The sequence below is a fragment of the Sphingopyxis sp. genome (assembly GCF_016704835.1).
GTDB lineage: Bacteria > Pseudomonadota > Alphaproteobacteria > Sphingomonadales > Sphingomonadaceae > Sphingopyxis.
The window spans coordinates 605,001-623,693 of sequence record NZ_JADIZJ010000001.1; the positions used below are offsets into that span (position 1 = coordinate 605,001).

19 protein-coding genes (1 of these 19 cut by a window edge) are annotated in these 18,693 nt (G+C 64.4%); 8 read left to right on the forward strand and 11 right to left on the reverse strand.

Annotated elements, in window-relative coordinates:
* Together IPF76_RS03070 and IPF76_RS03075 are read left to right on the forward strand one after the other, a co-directional pair.
* A protein-coding gene (locus IPF76_RS03070; RefSeq protein ID WP_293839474.1) for a glycosyltransferase family A protein crosses the window boundary here: on the forward strand, positions 1-425 show its final stretch. The gene continues 592 nt to the left of window position 1, outside the view; only the last 425 of its 1,017 coding nucleotides appear in the window; its start codon lies beyond the left edge, outside the window; the stop codon is at positions 423-425.
* Positions 422-1,939, forward strand: coding sequence for a lipopolysaccharide biosynthesis protein (locus tag IPF76_RS03075; protein ID WP_293839477.1), 1,518 nt, complete (start codon positions 422-424; stop codon positions 1,937-1,939). The genes IPF76_RS03070 and IPF76_RS03075 overlap by 4 nt, the downstream gene beginning before the upstream one ends.
* Here the strand turns inward: IPF76_RS03075 and IPF76_RS03080 are convergent.
* The gene (locus IPF76_RS03080) at positions 1,924-2,349 is read right to left on the reverse strand and encodes a CBS domain-containing protein (RefSeq protein WP_293839480.1); all 426 of its coding nucleotides are present in this window, start codon (positions 2,347-2,349) and stop codon (positions 1,924-1,926) included. The genes IPF76_RS03075 and IPF76_RS03080 overlap by 16 nt on opposite strands.
* A gap of 125 nt (positions 2,350-2,474) precedes the next feature.
* Here IPF76_RS03080 and IPF76_RS03085 point away from each other — a divergent pair, with 125 nt between their 5' ends.
* Together IPF76_RS03085 and IPF76_RS03090 are read left to right on the forward strand one after the other, a co-directional pair.
* A complete protein-coding gene (locus IPF76_RS03085) occupies positions 2,475-2,783 on the forward strand; it encodes a hypothetical protein (RefSeq protein ID WP_293839483.1) in 309 nt (102 codons plus the stop codon).
* On the forward strand, positions 2,773-3,165 hold the full coding sequence (locus IPF76_RS03090; protein ID WP_293839486.1) for an acyl-CoA thioesterase: 393 nt from the start codon (positions 2,773-2,775) through the stop codon (positions 3,163-3,165). The genes IPF76_RS03085 and IPF76_RS03090 overlap by 11 nt, the downstream gene beginning before the upstream one ends.
* A gap of 22 nt (positions 3,166-3,187) precedes the next feature.
* On the opposite strand, the gene IPF76_RS03095 is transcribed toward IPF76_RS03090, so the two are convergent.
* From IPF76_RS03095 to hisS, 6 genes are all read right to left on the reverse strand, one after another.
* Positions 3,188-4,771, reverse strand: a complete 1,584-nt coding sequence (locus IPF76_RS03095) for a hypothetical protein (RefSeq protein WP_293839489.1) — start codon at positions 4,769-4,771, stop codon at positions 3,188-3,190.
* Positions 4,772-4,781: 10 nt separating this feature from the next.
* Positions 4,782-6,092 carry a DUF4139 domain-containing protein gene (locus IPF76_RS03100; protein WP_293841884.1) on the reverse strand — a complete coding sequence of 437 codons (1,311 nt, stop codon included), beginning with the start codon at positions 6,090-6,092 and terminating at the stop codon, positions 4,782-4,784.
* A 158-nt stretch (positions 6,093-6,250) separates the two neighbouring features.
* Positions 6,251-7,162 carry a DUF4167 domain-containing protein gene (locus IPF76_RS03105; RefSeq protein WP_366499288.1) on the reverse strand — a complete coding sequence of 304 codons (912 nt, stop codon included), beginning with the start codon at positions 7,160-7,162 and terminating at the stop codon, positions 6,251-6,253.
* Positions 7,163-7,415: 253 nt separating this feature from the next.
* Positions 7,416-8,285 (reverse strand): peptide chain release factor N(5)-glutamine methyltransferase, encoded by an 870-nt coding sequence (prmC, locus tag IPF76_RS03110; protein ID WP_293839494.1) that lies wholly within the window; start codon positions 8,283-8,285, stop codon positions 7,416-7,418.
* The gene (gene prfA / locus IPF76_RS03115; protein ID WP_293839497.1) at positions 8,278-9,345 is read right to left on the reverse strand and encodes a peptide chain release factor 1; all 1,068 of its coding nucleotides are present in this window, start codon (positions 9,343-9,345) and stop codon (positions 8,278-8,280) included. Before prfA ends, prmC begins: the two co-directional genes overlap by 8 nt.
* Positions 9,346-9,452: 107 nt before the next feature.
* A complete protein-coding gene (gene hisS / locus IPF76_RS03120; RefSeq protein ID WP_293839500.1) occupies positions 9,453-10,718 on the reverse strand; it encodes a histidine--tRNA ligase in 1,266 nt (421 codons plus the stop codon).
* 224 nt (positions 10,719-10,942) lie between these two features.
* Between hisS and IPF76_RS03125 the strand changes: the two genes are divergently transcribed.
* Both IPF76_RS03125 and ppa read left to right on the forward strand, forming a co-directional pair.
* Positions 10,943-12,868: a peptidase M61 gene (locus tag IPF76_RS03125; protein WP_293839503.1), complete on the forward strand. Its 1,926-nt coding sequence runs from the start codon at positions 10,943-10,945 to the stop codon at positions 12,866-12,868.
* A 214-nt stretch (positions 12,869-13,082) separates the two neighbouring features.
* Positions 13,083-13,619, forward strand: a complete 537-nt coding sequence (gene ppa, locus IPF76_RS03130) for an inorganic diphosphatase (protein WP_293839506.1) — start codon at positions 13,083-13,085, stop codon at positions 13,617-13,619.
* A gap of 45 nt (positions 13,620-13,664) precedes the next feature.
* Here the strand turns inward: ppa and sseA are convergent, their stop codons facing one another.
* Entirely contained in the window at positions 13,665-14,507 is an 843-nt protein-coding gene (gene sseA / locus IPF76_RS03135) for a 3-mercaptopyruvate sulfurtransferase (protein WP_293839509.1), read from the reverse strand.
* A gap of 181 nt (positions 14,508-14,688) precedes the next feature.
* Positions 14,689-15,987 carry a hypothetical protein gene (locus IPF76_RS03140; RefSeq protein WP_293839512.1) on the reverse strand — a complete coding sequence of 433 codons (1,299 nt, stop codon included), beginning with the start codon at positions 15,985-15,987 and terminating at the stop codon, positions 14,689-14,691.
* 131 nt (positions 15,988-16,118) lie between these two features.
* Between IPF76_RS03140 and queF the strand changes: the two genes are divergently transcribed.
* Together queF and IPF76_RS03150 are read left to right on the forward strand one after the other, a co-directional pair.
* Positions 16,119-16,589 (forward strand): preQ(1) synthase, encoded by a 471-nt coding sequence (gene queF, locus IPF76_RS03145; protein WP_293839515.1) that lies wholly within the window; start codon positions 16,119-16,121, stop codon positions 16,587-16,589.
* 45 nt (positions 16,590-16,634) lie between these two features.
* Positions 16,635-17,045, forward strand: coding sequence for a thioesterase family protein (locus IPF76_RS03150; protein WP_293839518.1), 411 nt, complete (start codon positions 16,635-16,637; stop codon positions 17,043-17,045).
* Positions 17,046-17,074: 29 nt separating this feature from the next.
* On the opposite strand, the gene IPF76_RS03155 is transcribed toward IPF76_RS03150, so the two are convergent.
* Entirely contained in the window at positions 17,075-17,308 is a 234-nt protein-coding gene (locus IPF76_RS03155) for a hypothetical protein (RefSeq protein ID WP_293839521.1), read from the reverse strand.
* 94 nt (positions 17,309-17,402) lie between these two features.
* Complete coding sequence (locus IPF76_RS03160; RefSeq protein ID WP_293839524.1) at positions 17,403-18,689, reverse strand: cytochrome P450; 1,287 nt, start codon at positions 18,687-18,689, stop codon at positions 17,403-17,405.
* Positions 18,690-18,693 lie beyond the last annotated feature (4 nt).

Here is an 18,693-nt window from a genome sequence, read left to right on the forward strand (position 1 = left end):
GCGGCCATGTTCGCTATATCGACGCGGTTTTGGGCGACTATCGCGTCCGCCCGCGATCGGCGTCGGCGAGCCTGCTGCGGAACATCCGTGGTAACATTCGGGTCTATGACAAGGTCATCGCCGCGATGCCGGGGAGCCACGAAGCCGCAGTTGCCGACGCCGTGCGGCACGGTGAGTTGGAGCGGCTCGACGTCGAAGAAGCCTTCGCGGCTGTCATTGCCGGCAATGTACGGCCCGGACTGATGAAATTGCGCGCCCGGCGCCAGTATCTGAACAACCCATTGTGGTCCGCTGCCTTCGCTCTATGGAGTGTCTTTCCCTGGCTCGCGCCGCCGATGCTGGCCTGGCGCCAGCGGCGCCATCAGGGATCGAGCCGCCGCCGCCCGGTGCGCGCAGCGGCACAGGGACAGGTACAGCGCGCTTGAGCAATTTTGACGGTCAGGATGGAATCGTCGACCGGGCGAAGTTCGGCGATCGCGTCCGCTCGGCGGTGATCTGGCGCTCGGGTAGCCAGATTCTCGCGCAGATCATCACCTGGTCGGCGACGCTGATGGTGATTCGCCTGCTCGACCCGGCCGACTACGGGCTGTTTGCGATGACGCAGGTCGTCATTGCCTTCCTCGCCTTCCTCAACGGCTGGGGATTCGCGAGCGCGCTGGTCCAGTCCGATACGGTCGATCCGTTCCGGCTCCGACAGGCGTTCGGGCTACTGTTGCTGCTCAATGGGCTGCTCGCCGCCATCCAGTTCTTTGGCGCGCCGATCGCAGCGGCCTATTATGGCCAGCCGATCGTCGCCGACCTGCTCCGCGTCCAGGCCCTGATATTCCTTGCCACCCCCTTTATTGCGTTGCCCGAGGTGATAATGAGCCGCGCGCTCGATTTTCGGCGGCAGGCGCTGGTCAATCTGCTCGCGGCGCTGGCGGGGGCGAGCACCGCGCTGGCGTGTGCGCTCGCCGGCTATGGGGTATGGACGCTCGTTTACGCACCGATCGCCCTGTTCTGGACGCGCGCAATCGGGCTGACGGTCGTCGCGAGGCTGCTGGTGTGGCCCAGTTTCAACTTCAAAGGCTGCGGCCAGATCATTGGCTTCGGGTCGGCGGTGTTGTTCAGCCAGCTGTTCTGGCTGATGCAAAGCCAGTCCGACATCTTCATCGCTGGTGGGCGCTTCGAACCGCATGCGCTCGGGCTGTATGCCGAGGCGCTGTTCCTGGCGCAGATCTTTATGGCAAAGTTCGTACCGCCGCTGAACGAGGTTGCCTTTCCCGCTTATGCGAGAATCAAGCACGACAGGAACGCGGTGCGGTGGAGCTTTCTGAAGACGGTGCGCTTGTTAATGCTCGTCGCAGCACCCTTTTATTGCGGGCTAGCGGTGACCGCGGCGCCGATGGTCGAGACAGTGTTCGGGGCAAAATGGCTGGGCATGGTCCCCTATATTCAGATCATCGCGCTCGGGCTGATGCTGATGACGGTACAGATCCTTTTTGCGCCGCTGACCAATGCGCTCGGCAAACCCTCGCTGTCGATGTTCACGGCGCTCAGCGGCGCGATCCTGTTTCCGGTCGCCTTTCTGATCGGCGCCCAATGGGGGCTGATCGGCATGGCGTGGGCGTGGCTGATCGCCGCACCGCTATTGCTGCTCGTCACCGCACGATTCTCGGCGCCGCTGATCGGGGTGTCGCTGTGGGAAATTGGGCGCGCGATGTTACCAGGGCTCGCGCCGGCGCTCGTGATGGCGGTGGCCGTCGGCCTGACCGGGGAAGCGATCGAACCGCTAAGGCTGGCCGCGCCGATACGGCTCGCCGTGCTCGCTGCGCTGGGTGTCGCACTTTATGGCGCGCTGCTCTGGCTGCTCGAACGCGAGGCGATCGCCGAAGTCTTGCGGCTGATTCTCCGCCGCCAGCCACCCGTCGCCGATGCCGCCGATCAGGACGCGATATAGTCGCGCATCGCCGCGGCCTCGGCCTCGATGCGGTCGATGCGATATTTGACGAGGTCACCGATCGACACAAAGCCGACGAGTCGCCCGCCGTCGACGACGGGCAAGTGGCGGATCCGGCGCTGGGTCATTTGCGACAGTGCCCCCATCACCGCCGTCCCCGGATCGCAGGTGACGGGCGATTTCGTCATCACTTCGTCGAGCTTGCGATCGAGCGCCTCGGGGCCATAGGACGACATCAACCGGACCAGATCGCGTTCGGAAAAAATGCCGACGATCGCCTCCCCCTCCATCACCGGCACCGCGCCGATGCGGTGCTGGGCGAGCAGGTCGAGCACCGCGCGCACCGTGTCTTCCTTGCGCGCCGAAATTACGGGGCTCGTGTGCCCGTGGAGGATCGCTCCGATCGTCATGCCTTGCCGCTCCCCATGTCGATTCTTTGGATACCAAGTCTATCATGATTCGCGGCAAAGCTGAAACATCTGACCGTATTCCATTCGCGCTTGGCCTTGGTCCCGGCTTGGTTCATGGAGGCGCCATGGTCAAACCCTCCCCGCTCGACAAGGACGCGACGTCGGAAATCGCCTGGGCACGCTATCGCCGCCTGATGCGCGGCATGGCGCTGGTGTCGCTGCTCGCCGTAGTCGGCGCGCTCGGCTGGCTGCGTTTCAGCATGGGCGAGGCGCTGACCATCCATATGATTATCGCGACCGCCGCCGGAGTCGGCCTGTCGGTCCTGCTTGGCACCGCGCTGATGGGGCTCGTCTTTCTGTCGAGCGGCAGCGGGCATGACGAGGCCATCGAAGATCCTTTCGAAAACGATCCGGATATGAATCATGACCGATAATATTCCGTCCGATTCGCTGCGCGACCCGATTCTGCGCATCGTCCCCGCCCCCGCCGACATCAACAGCAATGGCCATATCTTTGGCGGCTGGGTCTTGAGCCAGATGGATATCGCCGGCGGCATCGTCGCCGCGCGCGTCGCGCAGGGGCCAACCGCGACGGTGGCGATCGAGGCGATGGAGTTCATCGCGCCGATCCTGCTGCGCGACATCATCTCGGTCTATGCTCATCTCGAACGGCGCGGGCGCACCTCGATGGGCATCCGCATCGAAGTCATCGCGACGCGCGGGCGCGAGCAGGAAGAGGTCAAGGTCACCGGCGGACTGTTCACCTTTGTTGCGCTCGACGAAAATCACCGACCGCGGGCATTGCCGCCGGGCTGATCTTTACCGCCGGCGCCGCGAATCAGTCGTCCTTCAGTTTCTGACGAAAGCTCTGCGCCAGGCTGTCGTTGGCGGGCACGCGCACTCGCCAGACCCAGCTGCTGCCGCGCCGTTCCCAATCTTCGGGCGCCGGGTCGATGGCAAAGGGAATCAGCATCTCGACCTCGGCGTCGAACGGCCGCGCGTTGGTCAGCGTGACCTGCCAAGTTTGATAGGCATCCTTGGCGCCGCGCTCTTGGACCACGGCGCGAAATTGCACCGCCGGGCTTTGGCCAATGTCGTAATCGACCCGCTCATCCTTCGCCTTGTCACCGATCGCTGCCTCGCCGACGAGCAAGCGCTGGCCGCCGATCGTTTCGAACACCGCCGCCGTCCCGGCGGGCAGCGCGAGCCCCAGCCCGTCGGCTTCGCGGTTCTGGACGCGCAGCCGCATCATCAGCGGTTGCGGTTGGTTGTTCTGGTAAAGCGTGGCCGCATAAAGCTGTTCGACCGCGACCTTGTCCTTCGCGAGCAAGGCGACCTGTTTCTGCCCCTTCGCCGACACATCGACGCGAAACGGGACGCGGTAGAATTTGAGGTCGCCCAGATCCTCGGCGGGCGGCGGCGGTGGCGGCGCGATCGCCGGCGCGGGGGCAGGCAAATACATCAGCCCTTCGCGTCGATCGATACGACTGCCGGTCACCACCACATCCTCTGCGGCGTCCATGCGAAATTCCTCTTCGAACTCGATGATCGGCGGCAATTCCCACAACGGATGGGAGCTGGTGATATCCATTGGCCAGCAGCGCAATATCAGCGGCCCCGGGGTGCTGCGCGGCAGCGGCGGGCTGTGAACCTTGTTCAGCCGCCCCGCGATGACATTGAGCTGGGCGCCGGGAAAGCTGGTGACGCCGCCATTGGCGACGGTGATCCAGCCGGTCAGTCCCAGCGTCTTGCCGTCCGATCCGCGGTCGGCGACATAATTGGCGGCCCAGTCGAAGCCTTCGGCGAGATATAGCAGCTGCAACGTCAGCGTCCGCGCCGCCTTGCTATCAACCAAGATCGACAGCGTCGGCTTTGCAGACAGATCCTTGGGCACGCGCGGGTAGAGCATCCGTTCGGGAAGGCCCGAGCACGCCAGCGCCTCGAAGCCTCCTGCGGCATTTTGCAGGATCACGCCGCCGTTCGGGCCAGCCTGGATCACCGCCTGCTGCTCGACAACCTTGCCAGTCGCGCGGTTGGTGCGGCGCAGCGTCACGCTGCGTTTCAGATATGCATCCACGAGTCCCGCGGGTGTCAGCAGCCGTGCGTCGCGGTTCTTTTCTGTCACCCCGTCGGGCAGGCCGCTGACCACTGCGGTTTCGGGCAGCAATCCTTCGGCGACGCCTTCGAACCGCAACACCGATGTGCCGGCGGGCAGCGCGACGGTGCGCGTTTCGGTAATGAAGGCGAAACCCTGAGGCCAATTCGGATTGATCGCTCCGCCACCGCGATTCGGGGCACGATAGACAGTGACCGCGGCTTCGTCGATGTTTGCCGACACGACGATCGCTGGTTCGGCCTGCGCACGCGCCGACACCGGCGCCAGCAGCGCCGCGATCCATGCTAGCAGGAACGCACCCCGCATCGTGTGCGCCTTAGTAGCGCGTATCGAAGGCGATAGTAACGTCGGTCTTGCCATTGGCGGGCACCGGAACCCGCCATTCGACGCGGTCGGCGGAAATGCGCTCGCCCTTCAGGCTCTCCTCGCTGATCCGCACGTCGCCATACAGCCCGTCCTGCGCCAGCAACACCGTCACCGGCCCCGGCCGCGCGTTGGTGACGGTATATTTCATTTTGGTCATCCAGCGCGAATCGCCCTTGCGAGTGCGCGACACCACGGTCGGCTGGACCTTGACGTCAAAAGCGTCGCCGGTGCGCAGCGACATCGCCGATCCCATCGGGGTGTGGCCGATGCTGTTTTCGCCGATGAACTGCGGGTCGCCGCGCGCATCGCGCATATAGACGCGGATCGTCCCGGCGGGCAGCTGGTCGCCCAGCCCGCCCTGCCGCGAGGTTGAAAATCGCAGCACGCTGGCGGTGCTCACTGCTTCGGTGCTGCTCCCCAGCCAGCGATTGACATATTCATAGGTCGATTGTGCGGGCGCGCGCTTCACGTCGAGGAAGCTCACCTGCTTTTGCTGCGCGTTGGCGATCGTCGTGCGCTCGGCCAGCGGATAGAGATAATAGTCACCGAGCCGTTCGCGATCGTTGCTTTCGGTCCCCGCGCTGTCCATCGCGCCGGTCATCTGGCGAAAGCCGCCGCCCCCGCCCGGATTGCCCGCAACGAGCAACGTGCGCGCATTGGCAAAGGTCGTCCCGGTGCTGTTGGTCAGCGTCACCCACCCCTGAATGTCCATCGACCCCTTTGCCGCATCGAACAGCGCGACATAATCGGCAGTCCAGCCCAGATTGGGGGTGAGGTACGACAGGCGCGTCGGGACCATCCCGGCGCTGGCGGCATCGACCGTCACCGACAACGTCGGTCGCGCGCGCAAATTGGGCGGCAAGCGATCGAACACCGCGCGCACCGGCAGGCCGTCGTCGCGCAGCACCTCGATCCGTTCACCGATCTGCAGCACGATACCGCCGTTCGCGGCGAGCACTTTGGCGCGCTCGGTGCGTTCGGCGCCGGTCGCGGGATTGGTGCGCACCAGCGTGATCGACTGGCCGACCGCCTTGTCCATCAACTTGTCGGGGGTGAGCAGGTCGAAATCGAAATTCTGCTCGACGATGGCGATGCCGGGACCCGACAGCGTCACCGTTTCGGGACGGATGCGCGCCGACACGTCGGGAAATTCGATGCGATTGCGCCCGGCGACGACGCTGAGCTGGCGCTCGTCCTGCACCAGCGACTGGCCATTGTTATAAATGGTGACGGCGACATCGCCTTGCGCGTTGCCTGGCATCCCATCCTGCGCCGCCGCCGGGAGGCCCGCCAATGCGCCAGCGACGACCACTGCACCGCAAGTCCTTGCCAAAGCGCGCATTAAAAAGCCTCCCCGCAGATGTGACTACGAGGAGGCTATGTCATGCGCCGGTCAATGACCAGCGCGAAGATGTACTGTTACTCGGCGGCTTCGACCCCGGGGCTGCGCGTCGCCAGGGTGCGGCGAGTACGGCGCGGCTTGGCGGCGGGGGCAGCCTCGCCGCCATCGGCCTCCGCGTCGGTTTCGACGCTGCGTTCGGGGCGACCGATGGCCGGGGGTAGCACCGCGGTGTCGATGCCGGCGTTGCCGCCATCGTCGTTGCTGTCGGCCTCTGCCGCGCGCGGGCGGCGCGGGCTGCGGCGGTTGGCGCGCGGTGCGGGCACTTCTTCTGCGACGGTTTCGACGCTGTCAGTTTCGGTGTCGACGCCATCGCCATTGCGAACATCGCTGCGTCCCTCGTCGCGATCACGGCGCGGGCGGTCCTGCGACTGGCGATTGCCACGATTATCGTCGCCTTGGTCGCTGCGCGTGTCGCGGTTGCCGCGCGCTTCGCGCTGGCTGCGCTCGGGACGGTCGTTGCGATCACTGCGCTCGTTGCGGTCGCCACGATCACTACGTTCGCCACGATCACTCCGCTCGCCGCGGTTGTCGTCGCCATTGTCGTCGCGGTCGGCGTCCATATCCAAATCGCTATCGTCATGGCCGTCGAAATCTTCGACGCCGCGAATTTCGCGCTGGCGATCCTGCCCGCGATCCTGGCCGTTCTGTGCGTTCTTTTCTTCCTGGCGGATGCGGAAATCGCTCACGACGCGGAAATAATGATCGGCGAACTGGAGGTAATATTCGGTCTGCACCCGGTCACCGGCCAACTGCGCATCGCGCGCCAGGTTGCGGTATTTCTCGATCATCTGGGCGCCGTTGCCGCGCGCCCGGCTGTCGATGCGGTTCGCCTGATCGACGCCACCGCGGCCGCCCGATTGCGGACGATTGTTATTGCTGTTGTTGTTATTGTTGCGGCCGCGACGGCGACCGCTTTGCCGGTTGTTCATGTTCAACTGAGACATCCTGTCGAAAAGCTAATAAGCTATGCCAACCCCTTTTGGCCGACCGCGCATCTTGCGCGTCGTGCCCGCGCTCCTTGCGCGGTTCTTGCCCTTTACCGCTCGTATGGACCGAAGCCCGGTACGAACATCGTAAGTGGGAAGCAGATCCTCCGGACCAGTATCGATGCTGGTGCATCGCCAAAGGTACCCCAGTCGGGTCTGTGACTGGCCCCTAACCCGCTTTGCGGCGAAAACCAAGCTAAATTTGCGGGGCGGGTCGGAGGCGCGTCAGTAAAAGCGCTCGGTCGCGCCCACCGAGATCCTGGCGACAAGTGACGCGGAAACCCGCCGTTTCGGCGAGTTGCCGCGCCGAGGTATGTTGGGTCGCGCCGATTTCAAGGATCGCGACGCCGCCGGGGGTGAGCAGGCGCGGCAGATTGGGGATGATGCGACGATAGTCGTCGAGCCCATCGGGACCGGCGAACAACGCGCCAGCGGGTTCGTGGTCGGCTACATCGGGCATCAGCGGCTCTTCGTCACCGATATAGGGCGGATTGCACAGGATGATGTCGAACAGACCGTCGATGCCGTCGGCCCAGTCGCCCAACTGGAAAGCAGCGCGACCCGCCATGCCCAGTTCCTCGGCGTTATCGCGCGCATAGGCCAGCGCCTGTTCGGACACATCGACACCCAGCCCCGTCGCCGCCGGAAACTCGCTGAGCACCGCGAGCAACAAGGTTCCCGGCCCGGTGCCAAGGTCCAACACGCGCGACGGCCACCCCGCTCCCCGCTCCCGCGCGAAGTCGAGGGATGCCTCAACGAGCGTTTCACTGTCGGGACGCGGGATCAGCACCCCCGGCCCGACCGAGACCCGCAGCGTCCAGAAATCGCGATAGCCGACGATATAGGCGATCGGTTCGTGCGCCATGCGGCGGGCGATCAAATGGGTGTAGAGTTCGGGAATCGCGAAGCGCCCCGGATCGAGCAGCACCGCCTGCCGCTCCACCCCAAGGGCATGCGCCATCAGCAGCTCGGCGTCGAGCCGCGGCGTGTCGCTGACGCCCGTCAGCAGGTTCGTGGCGGTGCGGAGCGATTCGGCTACCCCCGAAAACGTCACAGGCTCAGTCACCCAGGCCCGCCAGTCGCTGCGCCTGATCCTCGGCGATCAGCGCGTCGATCAGCTCGTCCATCTGCCCCTCGATGATTTCGGGCAGGCGGTGGAGGGTCAGATTGATGCGGTGGTCGGTGACGCGCCCTTGCGGGAAATTATAGGTGCGGATGCGTTCAGAGCGGTCCCCCGACCCGACCATCGATTTGCGCGCCGACGCCTCTGCATCGTGGATCTTCGCGCGCTCCAGATCATAGAGCCGCGCGCGCAGCACCTGCATCGCCTTCGCGCGGTTCTTGTGCTGGCTGCGCTGGTCCTGCTGGATGACGACGAGGCCGCTGGGGATATGAGTGATGCGGATCGCGCTGTCGGTGGTATTGACGTGCTGGCCGCCCGCGCCGGACGCGCGGTAGATGTCGATCTTGAGGTCGCTGTCGTTGATCGCGACGTCGACCTCCTCAGCCTCGGGCAGCACGGCGACGGTTGCGGCGCTGGTGTGGATGCGCCCCTGGCTTTCGGTCGCGGGGACGCGCTGGACGCGGTGCACGCCGCTTTCGAACTTGAGGCGCGCGAACACCCCCTGCCCCGACACCGACGCGACAACTTCCTTATAGCCGCCCATTTCGGCCTCGTTCGCCGAGATGATCTCGACCTTCCACCCCTGCCCATCGGCGAAGCGGCTATACATGCGCAGCAGGTCGCCCGCGAACAGCGCCGCTTCGTCGCCGCCGGTCCCGGCGCGAATTTCGAGCATCGCGGCGCGCGCATCGGCGACATCCTTGGGTAGCAGCTGGAGTGCCAAGTCATGTTCAGCGGCGGGCAGCGCATTCTCGACCGCCGCGATTTCCTCGGCCGCCATCGCCTTCATCTCGGGGTCGGCGAGCATTTCGTTCAGCGCGGTCAGTTCGCCGCGCAACCGCACGACTTCGCGCGCCGCGGTGGCGACGGGTTCGAGTTCGGAAAACTCCTTCGACGCCGCAACAAAGTCGGCGGGCGCCATATCGCCGGTCGCCATGCGTGCCTGAAGCGCAGCATGGCGTTCGATGATGGCGTCGATCTGACGTTCGGATACGTTGGTCATCTATTCTATCGTTTCAATTCTTCGTCATCCCAGGCATGATCCGGGATCCAAGGCCGCCGGTGCCGCATGGACCCCGGATCAAGTCCGGGATGACGATCGTTGTCCAGTCAGGCGTTGTGATAGCCCAAGCCATCTAGAATTTTCTGAGCCTGCATAAGGACGTCGTTTTGCGTTGCCGACTGCGTGCGAATAACGGGCTGGTCGTCGACCCACCGCAGTGACATCAAAACGTGGGCGTTGATCTTTGTCGCTTTGTCATAGCGTTTTCGGGCCGAGCCCGTCGCCACCATGTCAGCAGAAAGGCCGTTCAGACGGAACGCGGCAATAATATTCTGCGCGGCTGGAATAGCGAGATCATCTTCGACGGCCATGATGACGTTCAAAAGATCGGCTTTCGGCTCATCCAACAACATCGCCAGCCGCTCGATCCCCGCGGCCCAGCCGACCGCCGCGGTCGGCGGGCCGCCGAGCGCTTCGATCAGCCCGTCGTAGCGGCCGCCGCCGAGCACAGTACCCTGCGCTCCCAGCCGATCGGTGACGAATTCGAACGCCGTGTGGCGGTAATAGTCAAGCCCTCGCACCAGCCGCGCATTGCGTTCCCACGCGACGCCTGCGGCGTCCAAACCCGACGTGACCGCGCCGAAGAAATTCTGCGCTTCGCCGGTCAGATACGCATCGATGTCGGGCGCGCTGTCGGCGATCGGGCGGTCGTTCGGATCCTTGCTGTCCAATATCCGCAGCGGATTCTTGTCGAGCCGCGCGAGGCTGTCTTCAGACAGATCGCTACGGTGCGCCTCGAAATGATCGACCAGCGCCGCGCGCCAGGCATCGCGGCTGGCCGCATCGCCGAGCGTGTTGAGCGTCAGGGTCACGCCTTCCGATATGCCCAATTCCTTGAGGAGCTGGTCAGCAAACACCAGCAGCTCAGCATCGGCGAGCGGGCTGTCGCTGCCCAGCACTTCGGCGTCGAGCTGGTGAAACTGGCGATAGCGCCCCTTTTGCGGGCGTTCGTAGCGGAACAACGGTCCATGCGTCGCGACCTTCAGCGGCGCGAACTGCTGCCAGCCGTTGGTGATATAGGCGCGCGCGATGCCTGCGGTGAATTCGGGGCGCAGCGTGATCGATTCGCCACCACGGTCCTCGAACGAATACATTTCCTTCGACACCACATCGGTCGTCTCACCCAGCGAGCGCGCGAACACCGCGGTCGGCTCGATCACCGGCACCTCGATGCGCTTGTAGCCATAGAGCCGGCGCACCCGTTCAAAGGCATCGACGACATGCGCAAAGCGGTCGGCGAAATCGCCGAGCATGTCCTGGGTGCCGCGCACAGCCTGCGGGGTCGGGATTTTGGCGGATTTGTCCTTGCTCATGGGCGCGGCGTCTAGTCGATTTTTGCGGAGGCGCAAAGGGAGACAAACCCCTCCCCTTCAGGGGCGGCGCAGCGAGACTTGGTTCGGCGACAGCCGGACCTTTGGTCGGGCTGGTTGGGGGCCATCGGCCTTGGCCCCACCTCACCGGCTCCCACCCCAAGCTCCCCCCTGAAGGGGAGGGGCTAAGTCTGGACCTCGCGCCCATTTCGCGGCAGAACTCACCGATGAAAAAACAAATGCTCGTCGCCGCCGCCCTGATCGCTATCAACCCTGCCGCTTTTGCCCAGACCGGCAACAGCCGCCCACAGCCGGTCGTCCAGCCACTGACCATCGCGCTGCCCGCCGACAAACCCTATCCGGGCACGATGCAGTTGAAGGTCGATGCGACCGACGTCGCGCGCGGCATCTTTCATGTCCATCAGACAGTCCCGGTCACCAAGCCTGGTAAGCTGACGTTGCTCTATCCCGAATGGCTGCCCGGCAAGCACGCGCCACGCGGCGCGATCGCCGAGCTGGCGGGGTTCAAGGCGAGCGCAGGGGGCAAGTTACTCAGCTGGACGCGCCAGCCGACCGATGTCTATGCGTTCGACATCGATGTTCCCGCAGGCGTCAAAAGCATCGACATCGTCTTTGATTTCCTGTCACCGACGCGCACGACAGAGGGTCGCGTCGTCGTCACCCCGGCAATGATGAACCTGCAATGGGAACAGGTCAGCCTGTACCCGGCGGGATATTTCACGCGGCAGATCCCGGTCCAATTGGAGGTCATGCTGCCAGACGGGTGGACCGGCGCCGCGGCGCTCGACGGGCTGAAGGTGTCGGGCAACCGCTACAGCTATGCCCCGACCAATTACGAGGTGCTGGTCGACAGCCCGATGTTTGCCGGCAAATATTTCCGCAAATGGGACCTGGGGCAGAATGTCACGCTGAACGTCGTCGCCGACGAGGCGAAGTATCTGGAGGCCAGTCCCGACCAGATAGCGCGTCACGCGGCGCTGGTGTCCGAAACGGTGGCGCTGTTCGGGGTCCGTCATTTCGACCGCTATGAATTTCTGCTCGCGCTGACCGACGAACTCGGCGGGATCGGGCTGGAGCATCATCGCAGCAGCGAAAACAGCCGCAATCGCGACTATTTCACCGAGTGGGACGAGAATGACAGCGAACGCGGGTTGCTTCCGCACGAGCTGGTCCACAGCTGGAACGGCAAATATCGCCGCCCCGACAAATTATGGACCGCCGATTACCGCACCCCGATGCAGGGCAATCTGCTGTGGGTTTACGAAGGCCAGACGAGCTATTGGGATCTGGTCCTTGCGGGTCGATCGGGGATGCAGTCGAAGGAGATGATCCTCGCCGAATGGGCGACCAACGCCGGTTTCTACAGCGCGCAGCCGGGGCGCGAATGGCGTGCGGTGGAGGATACGACGCTGGATCCGGTGATTGCGGCGCGCAAGCCGAAGTCCTTTGCGAGCTGGTCGCGGGGCGAAGATTATTACAATGAGGGTTCGCTGACCTGGCTCGAGGCCGACCTGCTGATCCGGCAAGCGACGAACGATGCCAAAAGCCTAGACGATTTCGCGCGTATCTTTTTCGGCGGCCGCGATGGCGATTGGGGGCAGGATACCTATGATTTCGACGATGTCGCCCAAGCGCTGAACGCGGTGCATCCGCATGACTGGGCGGGGTTCCTGCGCCAGCGGTTGCAAACGCCCGGACAGGGCGCCCCGGTGGCGGGCATCGAGCGCGCGGGATACCGGTTGGTGTGGCGCGACGCGCCGAACGTGTACGACCGCGATCGCATGGCGCAGGCCAAGAATTATGACCTGACTCATTCGCTTGGGATGACGATCGACAAGGATGGCGTCGCCAGCGCGATTCTATGGGATGGCCCGGCGTTCAAAGCCGATATCGTCAACGGCACCAAAATCGTCGCGGTGGATGGCGTAAGTTACAGCAAGGAACGGCTGGAGGCCGCGGTGCGCGCCGCGACCGATGGGAAGACCCCGGTGCGGCTGCTGGTCGAGCGCGGCGGACGGTATCGCCAGGCCGACCTTGCCTATCACGGCGGGCTGCGTTGGCCGCACGTCGAGAAAAGCGGCAGCGGGCCGGATTGGTTCGATCGTTTGTTGGCACCGAAACGGGTACTTTAACCCCCCTCCCGCAAGCGGGACGGGCAGCGAGACTTGCGGACCTGTCTGCTAGTCACAGCCGGGTGGGTCATGCAACCGTCGCTCGTTCGCTTCGCTCACGCCCACCCCTAGCCCCTCCCGCTTGCGGGAGGAGGCAGAAGCTCGCCCTCGACTTTTCGCGCCATCGGGCGCTAAAGGCGCCCGCGATTCTAAAAACAAAGGACTCCACTCTCCCATGCGCATCGACCTGATCCCCGCCGGCGACAGCCCACCCGACAGCCTGAATGTCCTGATCGAAGTTCCGATCGGCGGCGAGCCGGTGAAATATGAATTCGACAAGGCATCGGGCGCGCTGTTCGTCGACCGTTTCCTGCACACCCCGATGCGCTACCCCGCCAATTACGGCTTCGTGCCGCACACGCTTGGCGAAGACGGCGATCCGCTTGACGCACTGGTCGTCGCACGCTCGCCGATCGTCGCGGGCGCGGTGGTCAAGTGTCGCCCGATTGGCGTACTGTTGATGGAGGATGACGCCGGCGGCGACGAGAAATTGCTCTGCGTGCCCGTCAACAAGACCTTCCCTTATTATTCGGACGTCGCGAGCTACAAGGACATGCCGCCGATCGTGCTGCAGCAGATCGAGCATTTCTTCACCCATTACAAAGACCTTGAGCCCGGAAAATGGGCAAAGCTCAACGGTTGGGGCGATGTCGATGAAGCCAAGCGCATCATCGTCGAATGCATCGAGCGCGCAAAGAAGGTCGGGTACTGAACGAAATCGTCGCCCCCACGAACGCGGGGGCGACGCGTTTCATTTTCAAGCCGAGCCGGTAGCCTTCGGGGTTGCGGGGTCGGCGCCCCATTCGGTCCAGCTGCCGTCATAGACCGCCACGTCGTCCTTGCCGAGCAGATGCGCGCCAAAAGCTACAACGGTCGCGGTCATGCCGCTGCCGCAGGTGGTGACGAGCGGCTTGTCGAGGTCGACGCCGGCGGCGTCGAACGCGGCCTTCAGATCCTCGCCCTGTTTCCAGGTGCCGTCGGCGTTGAACAGCGCGCTGTGCGGCAGGCTGCGTGAATTCGGGATGTGCCCGGGGGCGAGGCCGGGGCGCGGGTCGCGTTCCTCGCCGGTGAAGCGCGCCGCAGGACGCGCATCGACGACCTGTTCGGCGCCGCTGTCGACGTTCGCCAGCATCTGATCCTTGGTCCGCACCGCTTTGGCATCGCGCCACACGGTGAAGTGGCGGTGGCGCAGCGTCTGCCTGCCCATTTCGAGCGCGCGGCCTTCGGCCTTCCATTTCGCAAGGCCGCCGTCGAGCAGCGCCACATCATGCGCGCCGAACAGTTTCAGGAGCCACCATGCACGCGCTGCGCTTTTCAGCGGGCTGTCGTCGTAGAGCACGATACGGCTGCCATCGCCAAGGCCCAGCGATTGCATGCGGCTGGCGAATTTTTCAGCCTGCGGCGCCATATTGTCGACGGCGCTCGACGGATCGGTCAACTCGGCGAGATCCATGAACACCGCGCCGGGGATATGGCCCGCCTCATATTCGGCGCGCGCGTCGCGCCCGGAGTCGCCCAAGAATTTCGTCGCGTCGACGACCCGCAGGTCTGACGCCCCCAGTTCGCGTTCCAGCCAGTCGGTTGAGACCAAGGCGTCCATGTCATGCTCCTGTTGCGACCGATCGGAACCTTTGATCCCTTTGCCGGCCATCCTGCGCTGCTCTTTCCGGGGAGGACAAGCCTATGCCCCGCCGTGTCCTTTTTCAAGCACGGTGGCGCTGTGCCTCAGCCAATGCTGCGCCGCAACAAAAATTCGGCGATTCGGATGCACGTGCGCGAAACTACTGAGCGCGTTTCACCGCCGTAGCCCGCACCCCCGGGCGATCGACCAGATAGGATGGACGGTCTAGCGGCAGCGGCGCGAGCTTGTCACTGCCGCCGCCGTCTTGCTCGCGGCCGAGCACGAAACTGCTGGCATTCTGGCCAAAGGCATCGCCCTCGCCGTCCCAATGATAGGTCACGTCAAATGCGATCACCGGGACCAGCATGGGCTTGCCGCCGATCAGCAGCGGCTCGATCGTCGCGCGCGGCAACATGACTTCGGTCGACAATTCTTCTCCCGCGCCGACGCCAAGCATCATGTCGTCGCGCAGCACGCTGCCGCCGGCGCCGTCGAAAAAGCGACCTAGCACCGACTCGGGCATCGCCGATCCCTGATTGAGCGCGATCCGGACCATCAGCCCGGTCGCAGGGAGCGTCCCCTGATTGACCAGATGGAGCGCAAAGCCGACCGCGACATGATCGGACGCAAAGCGGATGCTGCGGATATCGAGCGTCATGGCGACCAGCGCGCGCTGTTCCCCCGCAACGCGAGTGACGAGCGGCGATGCGCCGCGCGGTTCGGCCGGTGAGCGGGCGGGCACAGGGCGAGCGGGCGTAGGGCGCGGAGCGGGCGCCGGCGCAGCGCGCGGCGCCGACGGTGGGACGGTGGGACGCGGTGCCTCAGCCCCTGCATCGCCGGCCGGGCCCGCCAGCGCCGGACGGCGACGCCAATACCACAGTCCGGCGCCGAGCGCGGCAAGCACCGTTAAAATCCAGGCCCAGAGCGGCGTTCCCGAGGGCGCCTCACGGGGCGTCGCGGCGATCGGCGGGTCATCGCGTTCGGGTGCAGCGGCCCCGGTCGGCGGCGCAACCTGGGAAGTGGCCGTTTGCGGCGGTGGCAGCGCGATATCGGCCTGCCCCGCCGAATCGGGCGCGGCATCAGGGGTTGCGGGCGCCGTACGCGGCGAATCCGGTGCCGCAGTGTCGCGGCGGGTCAGGGTCGATGGGGGTGGCGCGGTTGTGGTTGTCGGCTGGGTCGGCGTCACGCGCGGCGGTACAGGCGACGGCGTCGGCGCGGATTGCTGCGCGCCGCGTCGTTCGTTCGGCGCGACCGGCGGCAGGCCATTATCGGCCGGACCCTGCACGCCGGGCGCGCGACCGTCGTCGGCGGGGGGAAGGCGGAAGATTGACGACGGCGCCGGGGTTGGCGTGTCCGCATCCTGCGCGCGCGCGGGCGCAGCACTCGCCAGCGCGAGCACCAGCGCAACCAGCGCCAATCGCGCTGTCCTGCTGCTTTGCCCCAAATTCTTGTCCGTCATTTCGATTTTGCGATCCCGAATTGTTCATTTTTGGCCGGCGCCGCTGAATTGGCGCTGAACCCGGCCAATTTCCCTCCAATTGGGAACATCCCATCGGTGACAATGGCCGCGCTGCGCCCTAGACGGTTTCCATGAGTGATTCCAGCCATCCGCCGCTCGCACCCAAACATCTTGGCCAATCGAGCAACCTACCTGCCGCGCCCGAAGCTGCACTCCTTGACTATGTTCCCAATCCGCGCGCCGGCGAGCTTTACCTTGTGCGCTTTGCGGCGCCCGAATTCACCTCGCTCTGTCCGGTCACCGGCCAGCCCGATTTTGCGCATCTCGTTATCGATTATGCCCCCAGCGATACGATCGTCGAATCGAAGAGTCTGAAACTGTTCCTCGGATCGTTCCGCAACCACGCAGGCTTTCACGAGGATTGCACCGTCGGCATCGGCCGCCGCCTGTTCGACGAAATGCAGCCCCAATGGCTACGCATCGGCGGCTATTGGTATCCGCGCGGCGGCATCCCGATCGATGTGTTCTGGCAATCGGGTCCGCCGCCCGCAAACCTGTGGCTACCCGATCAGGGCGTTGCGCCCTATCGCGGGCGGGGTTGAGATTTCATCTTTCCGTCACATATTGTTGACACTAGTGTCAACGATATGACCGCCGCTTCACTCCCGCACGACCATCCGATCGCCGTCGGTTCCGACCAGATCGATTTCATGGGGCACGTCAACAACGCCCATTATCTGAGCTGGGTGCAGGAAGCAGTGCTGTCGCACTGGCGCCATATCGCGCCGCCCGACGCGGTCGCGGCGCACCTGTGGGTCGCGCTGAAGCACGAGATCACCTATCGCCGCCCGGCCTTCCTCGACGATCAGGTCATCGCGACGGTGATCCTGGAAAAGGTCCAGGGCGCCCGCGCCTTTTACGAGACGATCATCAAGCGCGGCGAAGATGTGCTGGCCGAGGTCAAGTCGAGCTGGTGCTGCATCGACGCCGAAACATTGCGCCCCGCGCGGCTGGCGAGCGAAGTCGTCGCGCGTTTTTTCCCGGCTGAGAAAGTCTAAGCCGCTAATCTCAACGAGATCCGCGCAATTTAAGGGCTGACAGGCTTATCGTCGTTGCCGTCGATCACCAGCCAGATACCACCGGCGATGATCGCGAGTCCGAGCAGTATCGGAAGCCAGCTAGCGCCTTCGAGTTTATTCTCGCGTTCGACAGCGGATAACGCTCGGGCACCGTCGATGGCGGGCGCCGCCGAAGCCGCCACCGGCGAAAGGATCATCGACGTTGCGGCGATCGAGATCGCAGCCTTTTTCCAGAGGATCATGGCAAACTCCTAGTTGCAGACGATCTGAAACGCAGCTGAAAGGCAGTTTGTTCCGTTATCACTGAGAGTTGCGCTGACTCAGCGTCGGATAGAGTCAGGCTGCCGTGAAGCGGATCGGCAGGCGTTTCAGTCCGCCCACGAACACCGATTCGACCCGTGCCGGTTCGCCCGCAAGCTCGATACTCTTCAGCCGCGGAAGCAGTTCCTCCATCAAAATCCGCATTTCCATCCGCGCCAGATGCTGACCGAGGCAGACATGCGCGCCGAAACCGAATGCGATCTGCTGGTTCTTTTCGCGGTCGGGATTGAACGCAAAGGGATCGCCGAACACTTCCTCGTCGCGGTTGCCCGATACATAGTTGAGCATCAGCCAGTCGCCCGCGCGGATCGTCTGACCGCTGATCTCGACATCTTCCTTCGCGCTGCGCATGAAATGCTGGACCGGGGTGGTCCAGCGGATCGCCTCCTCAATCAGCCCCGCCTTGTCGGTTGCGGCGTCGCGGAAACGGTCGAACAGCGCAGCGTTTTTTGCGAGCTCCATCATCGCCCCCGCGGTCGAGGCGCTCGTCGTGTCGTGTCCTGCGGTCGCGACGATCATATAATAGCCCGACATTTCGCGGTCAGGGATCTGTTCGCCATTCATTGTCGCGTTGGCGATCACGGTCGCGATGTCCTCGCGCGGGTTGGCGCGGCGGTCGGCGGTGAGGGCGCCGAAATATTGGGTGAAGTCGGCGATGACATAGTCGAGCATCGCTATCGCCTGTTCGGCGCTGGTGATCGCCTCGCGGCTGCGGTTCAGTTCGGGATCGGTCGGCCCGAACAATTGCTGCGTCAGCATCAGCATCCGCGGTTCGTCCTCGGGCGGCACGCCCAAAATGTCCATGATGACGCGCAGAGGATAATGCGCCGCGACGTCGCGGGCAAAATCGCATGTCCCACCCTGCGCGAGCATCTGATCGACCGTCTCGCGCGCGATTTGCCGGATTCGGTCTTCGACGATCTTGAGGTTTTTCGGCATGAACCAGCTTTGGGTCAGCAGCCGGTATTTCATATGGTCAGGGGCGTCCATCTGGACCAGCGAGCGGATCAGATGGCCGTCGTTGTTTGGCGTCGCGGCGCGTGCCAGCGCTTCGCCATCGCGGTTGGTCAGTACCGTCGGGCGGATGCCGTTGGCGAACCGCTGCGGATCGCGGCTGATCGCCATGATGTCGGCGTGGCGGGTGACGAGCCAGAAGGGATCGTGATCATGATTCTCCGCCACCGCGAGCGGGGCGTTGGCGCGCGCCCAGGTCAGCTGCTCGTGCAGCGAATCCCATTGGCCGTATGCGACGGGGTCGACAACGGCGGCGGCTACCTCTCCAGGCAATATCGGTTTTGTCATGCAA

Coding starts and splice junctions, on each gene's coding strand:
- IPF76_RS03080 (WP_293839480.1), bottom strand. CDS start 2,349: ATGACGATCGGAGCGATCCTCCACGGGCACACGAGCCCCGTAATTTCG.
- IPF76_RS03085 (WP_293839483.1), top strand. CDS start 2,475: ATGGTCAAACCCTCCCCGCTCGACAAGGACGCGACGTCGGAAATCGCC.
- IPF76_RS03090 (WP_293839486.1), top strand. CDS start 2,773: ATGACCGATAATATTCCGTCCGATTCGCTGCGCGACCCGATTCTGCGC.
- IPF76_RS03095 (WP_293839489.1), bottom strand. CDS start 4,771: ATGCGGGGTGCGTTCCTGCTAGCATGGATCGCGGCGCTGCTGGCGCCG.
- IPF76_RS03100 (WP_293841884.1), bottom strand. CDS start 6,092: ATGCCAGGCAACGCGCAAGGCGATGTCGCCGTCACCATTTATAACAAT.
- IPF76_RS03105 (WP_366499288.1), bottom strand. CDS start 7,162: ATGAACAACCGGCAAAGCGGTCGCCGTCGCGGCCGCAACAATAACAAC.
- prfA (WP_293839497.1), bottom strand. CDS start 9,345: ATGACCAACGTATCCGAACGTCAGATCGACGCCATCATCGAACGCCAT.
- hisS (WP_293839500.1), bottom strand. CDS start 10,718: ATGAGCAAGGACAAATCCGCCAAAATCCCGACCCCGCAGGCTGTGCGC.
- IPF76_RS03125 (WP_293839503.1), top strand. CDS start 10,943: ATGAAAAAACAAATGCTCGTCGCCGCCGCCCTGATCGCTATCAACCCT.
- ppa (WP_293839506.1), top strand. CDS start 13,083: ATGCGCATCGACCTGATCCCCGCCGGCGACAGCCCACCCGACAGCCTG.
- sseA (WP_293839509.1), bottom strand. CDS start 14,507: ATGGACGCCTTGGTCTCAACCGACTGGCTGGAACGCGAACTGGGGGCG.
- IPF76_RS03140 (WP_293839512.1), bottom strand. CDS start 15,987: ATGACGGACAAGAATTTGGGGCAAAGCAGCAGGACAGCGCGATTGGCG.
- queF (WP_293839515.1), top strand. CDS start 16,119: ATGAGTGATTCCAGCCATCCGCCGCTCGCACCCAAACATCTTGGCCAA.
- IPF76_RS03150 (WP_293839518.1), top strand. CDS start 16,635: ATGACCGCCGCTTCACTCCCGCACGACCATCCGATCGCCGTCGGTTCC.
- IPF76_RS03155 (WP_293839521.1), bottom strand. CDS start 17,308: ATGATCCTCTGGAAAAAGGCTGCGATCTCGATCGCCGCAACGTCGATG.
- IPF76_RS03160 (WP_293839524.1), bottom strand. CDS start 18,689: ATGACAAAACCGATATTGCCTGGAGAGGTAGCCGCCGCCGTTGTCGAC.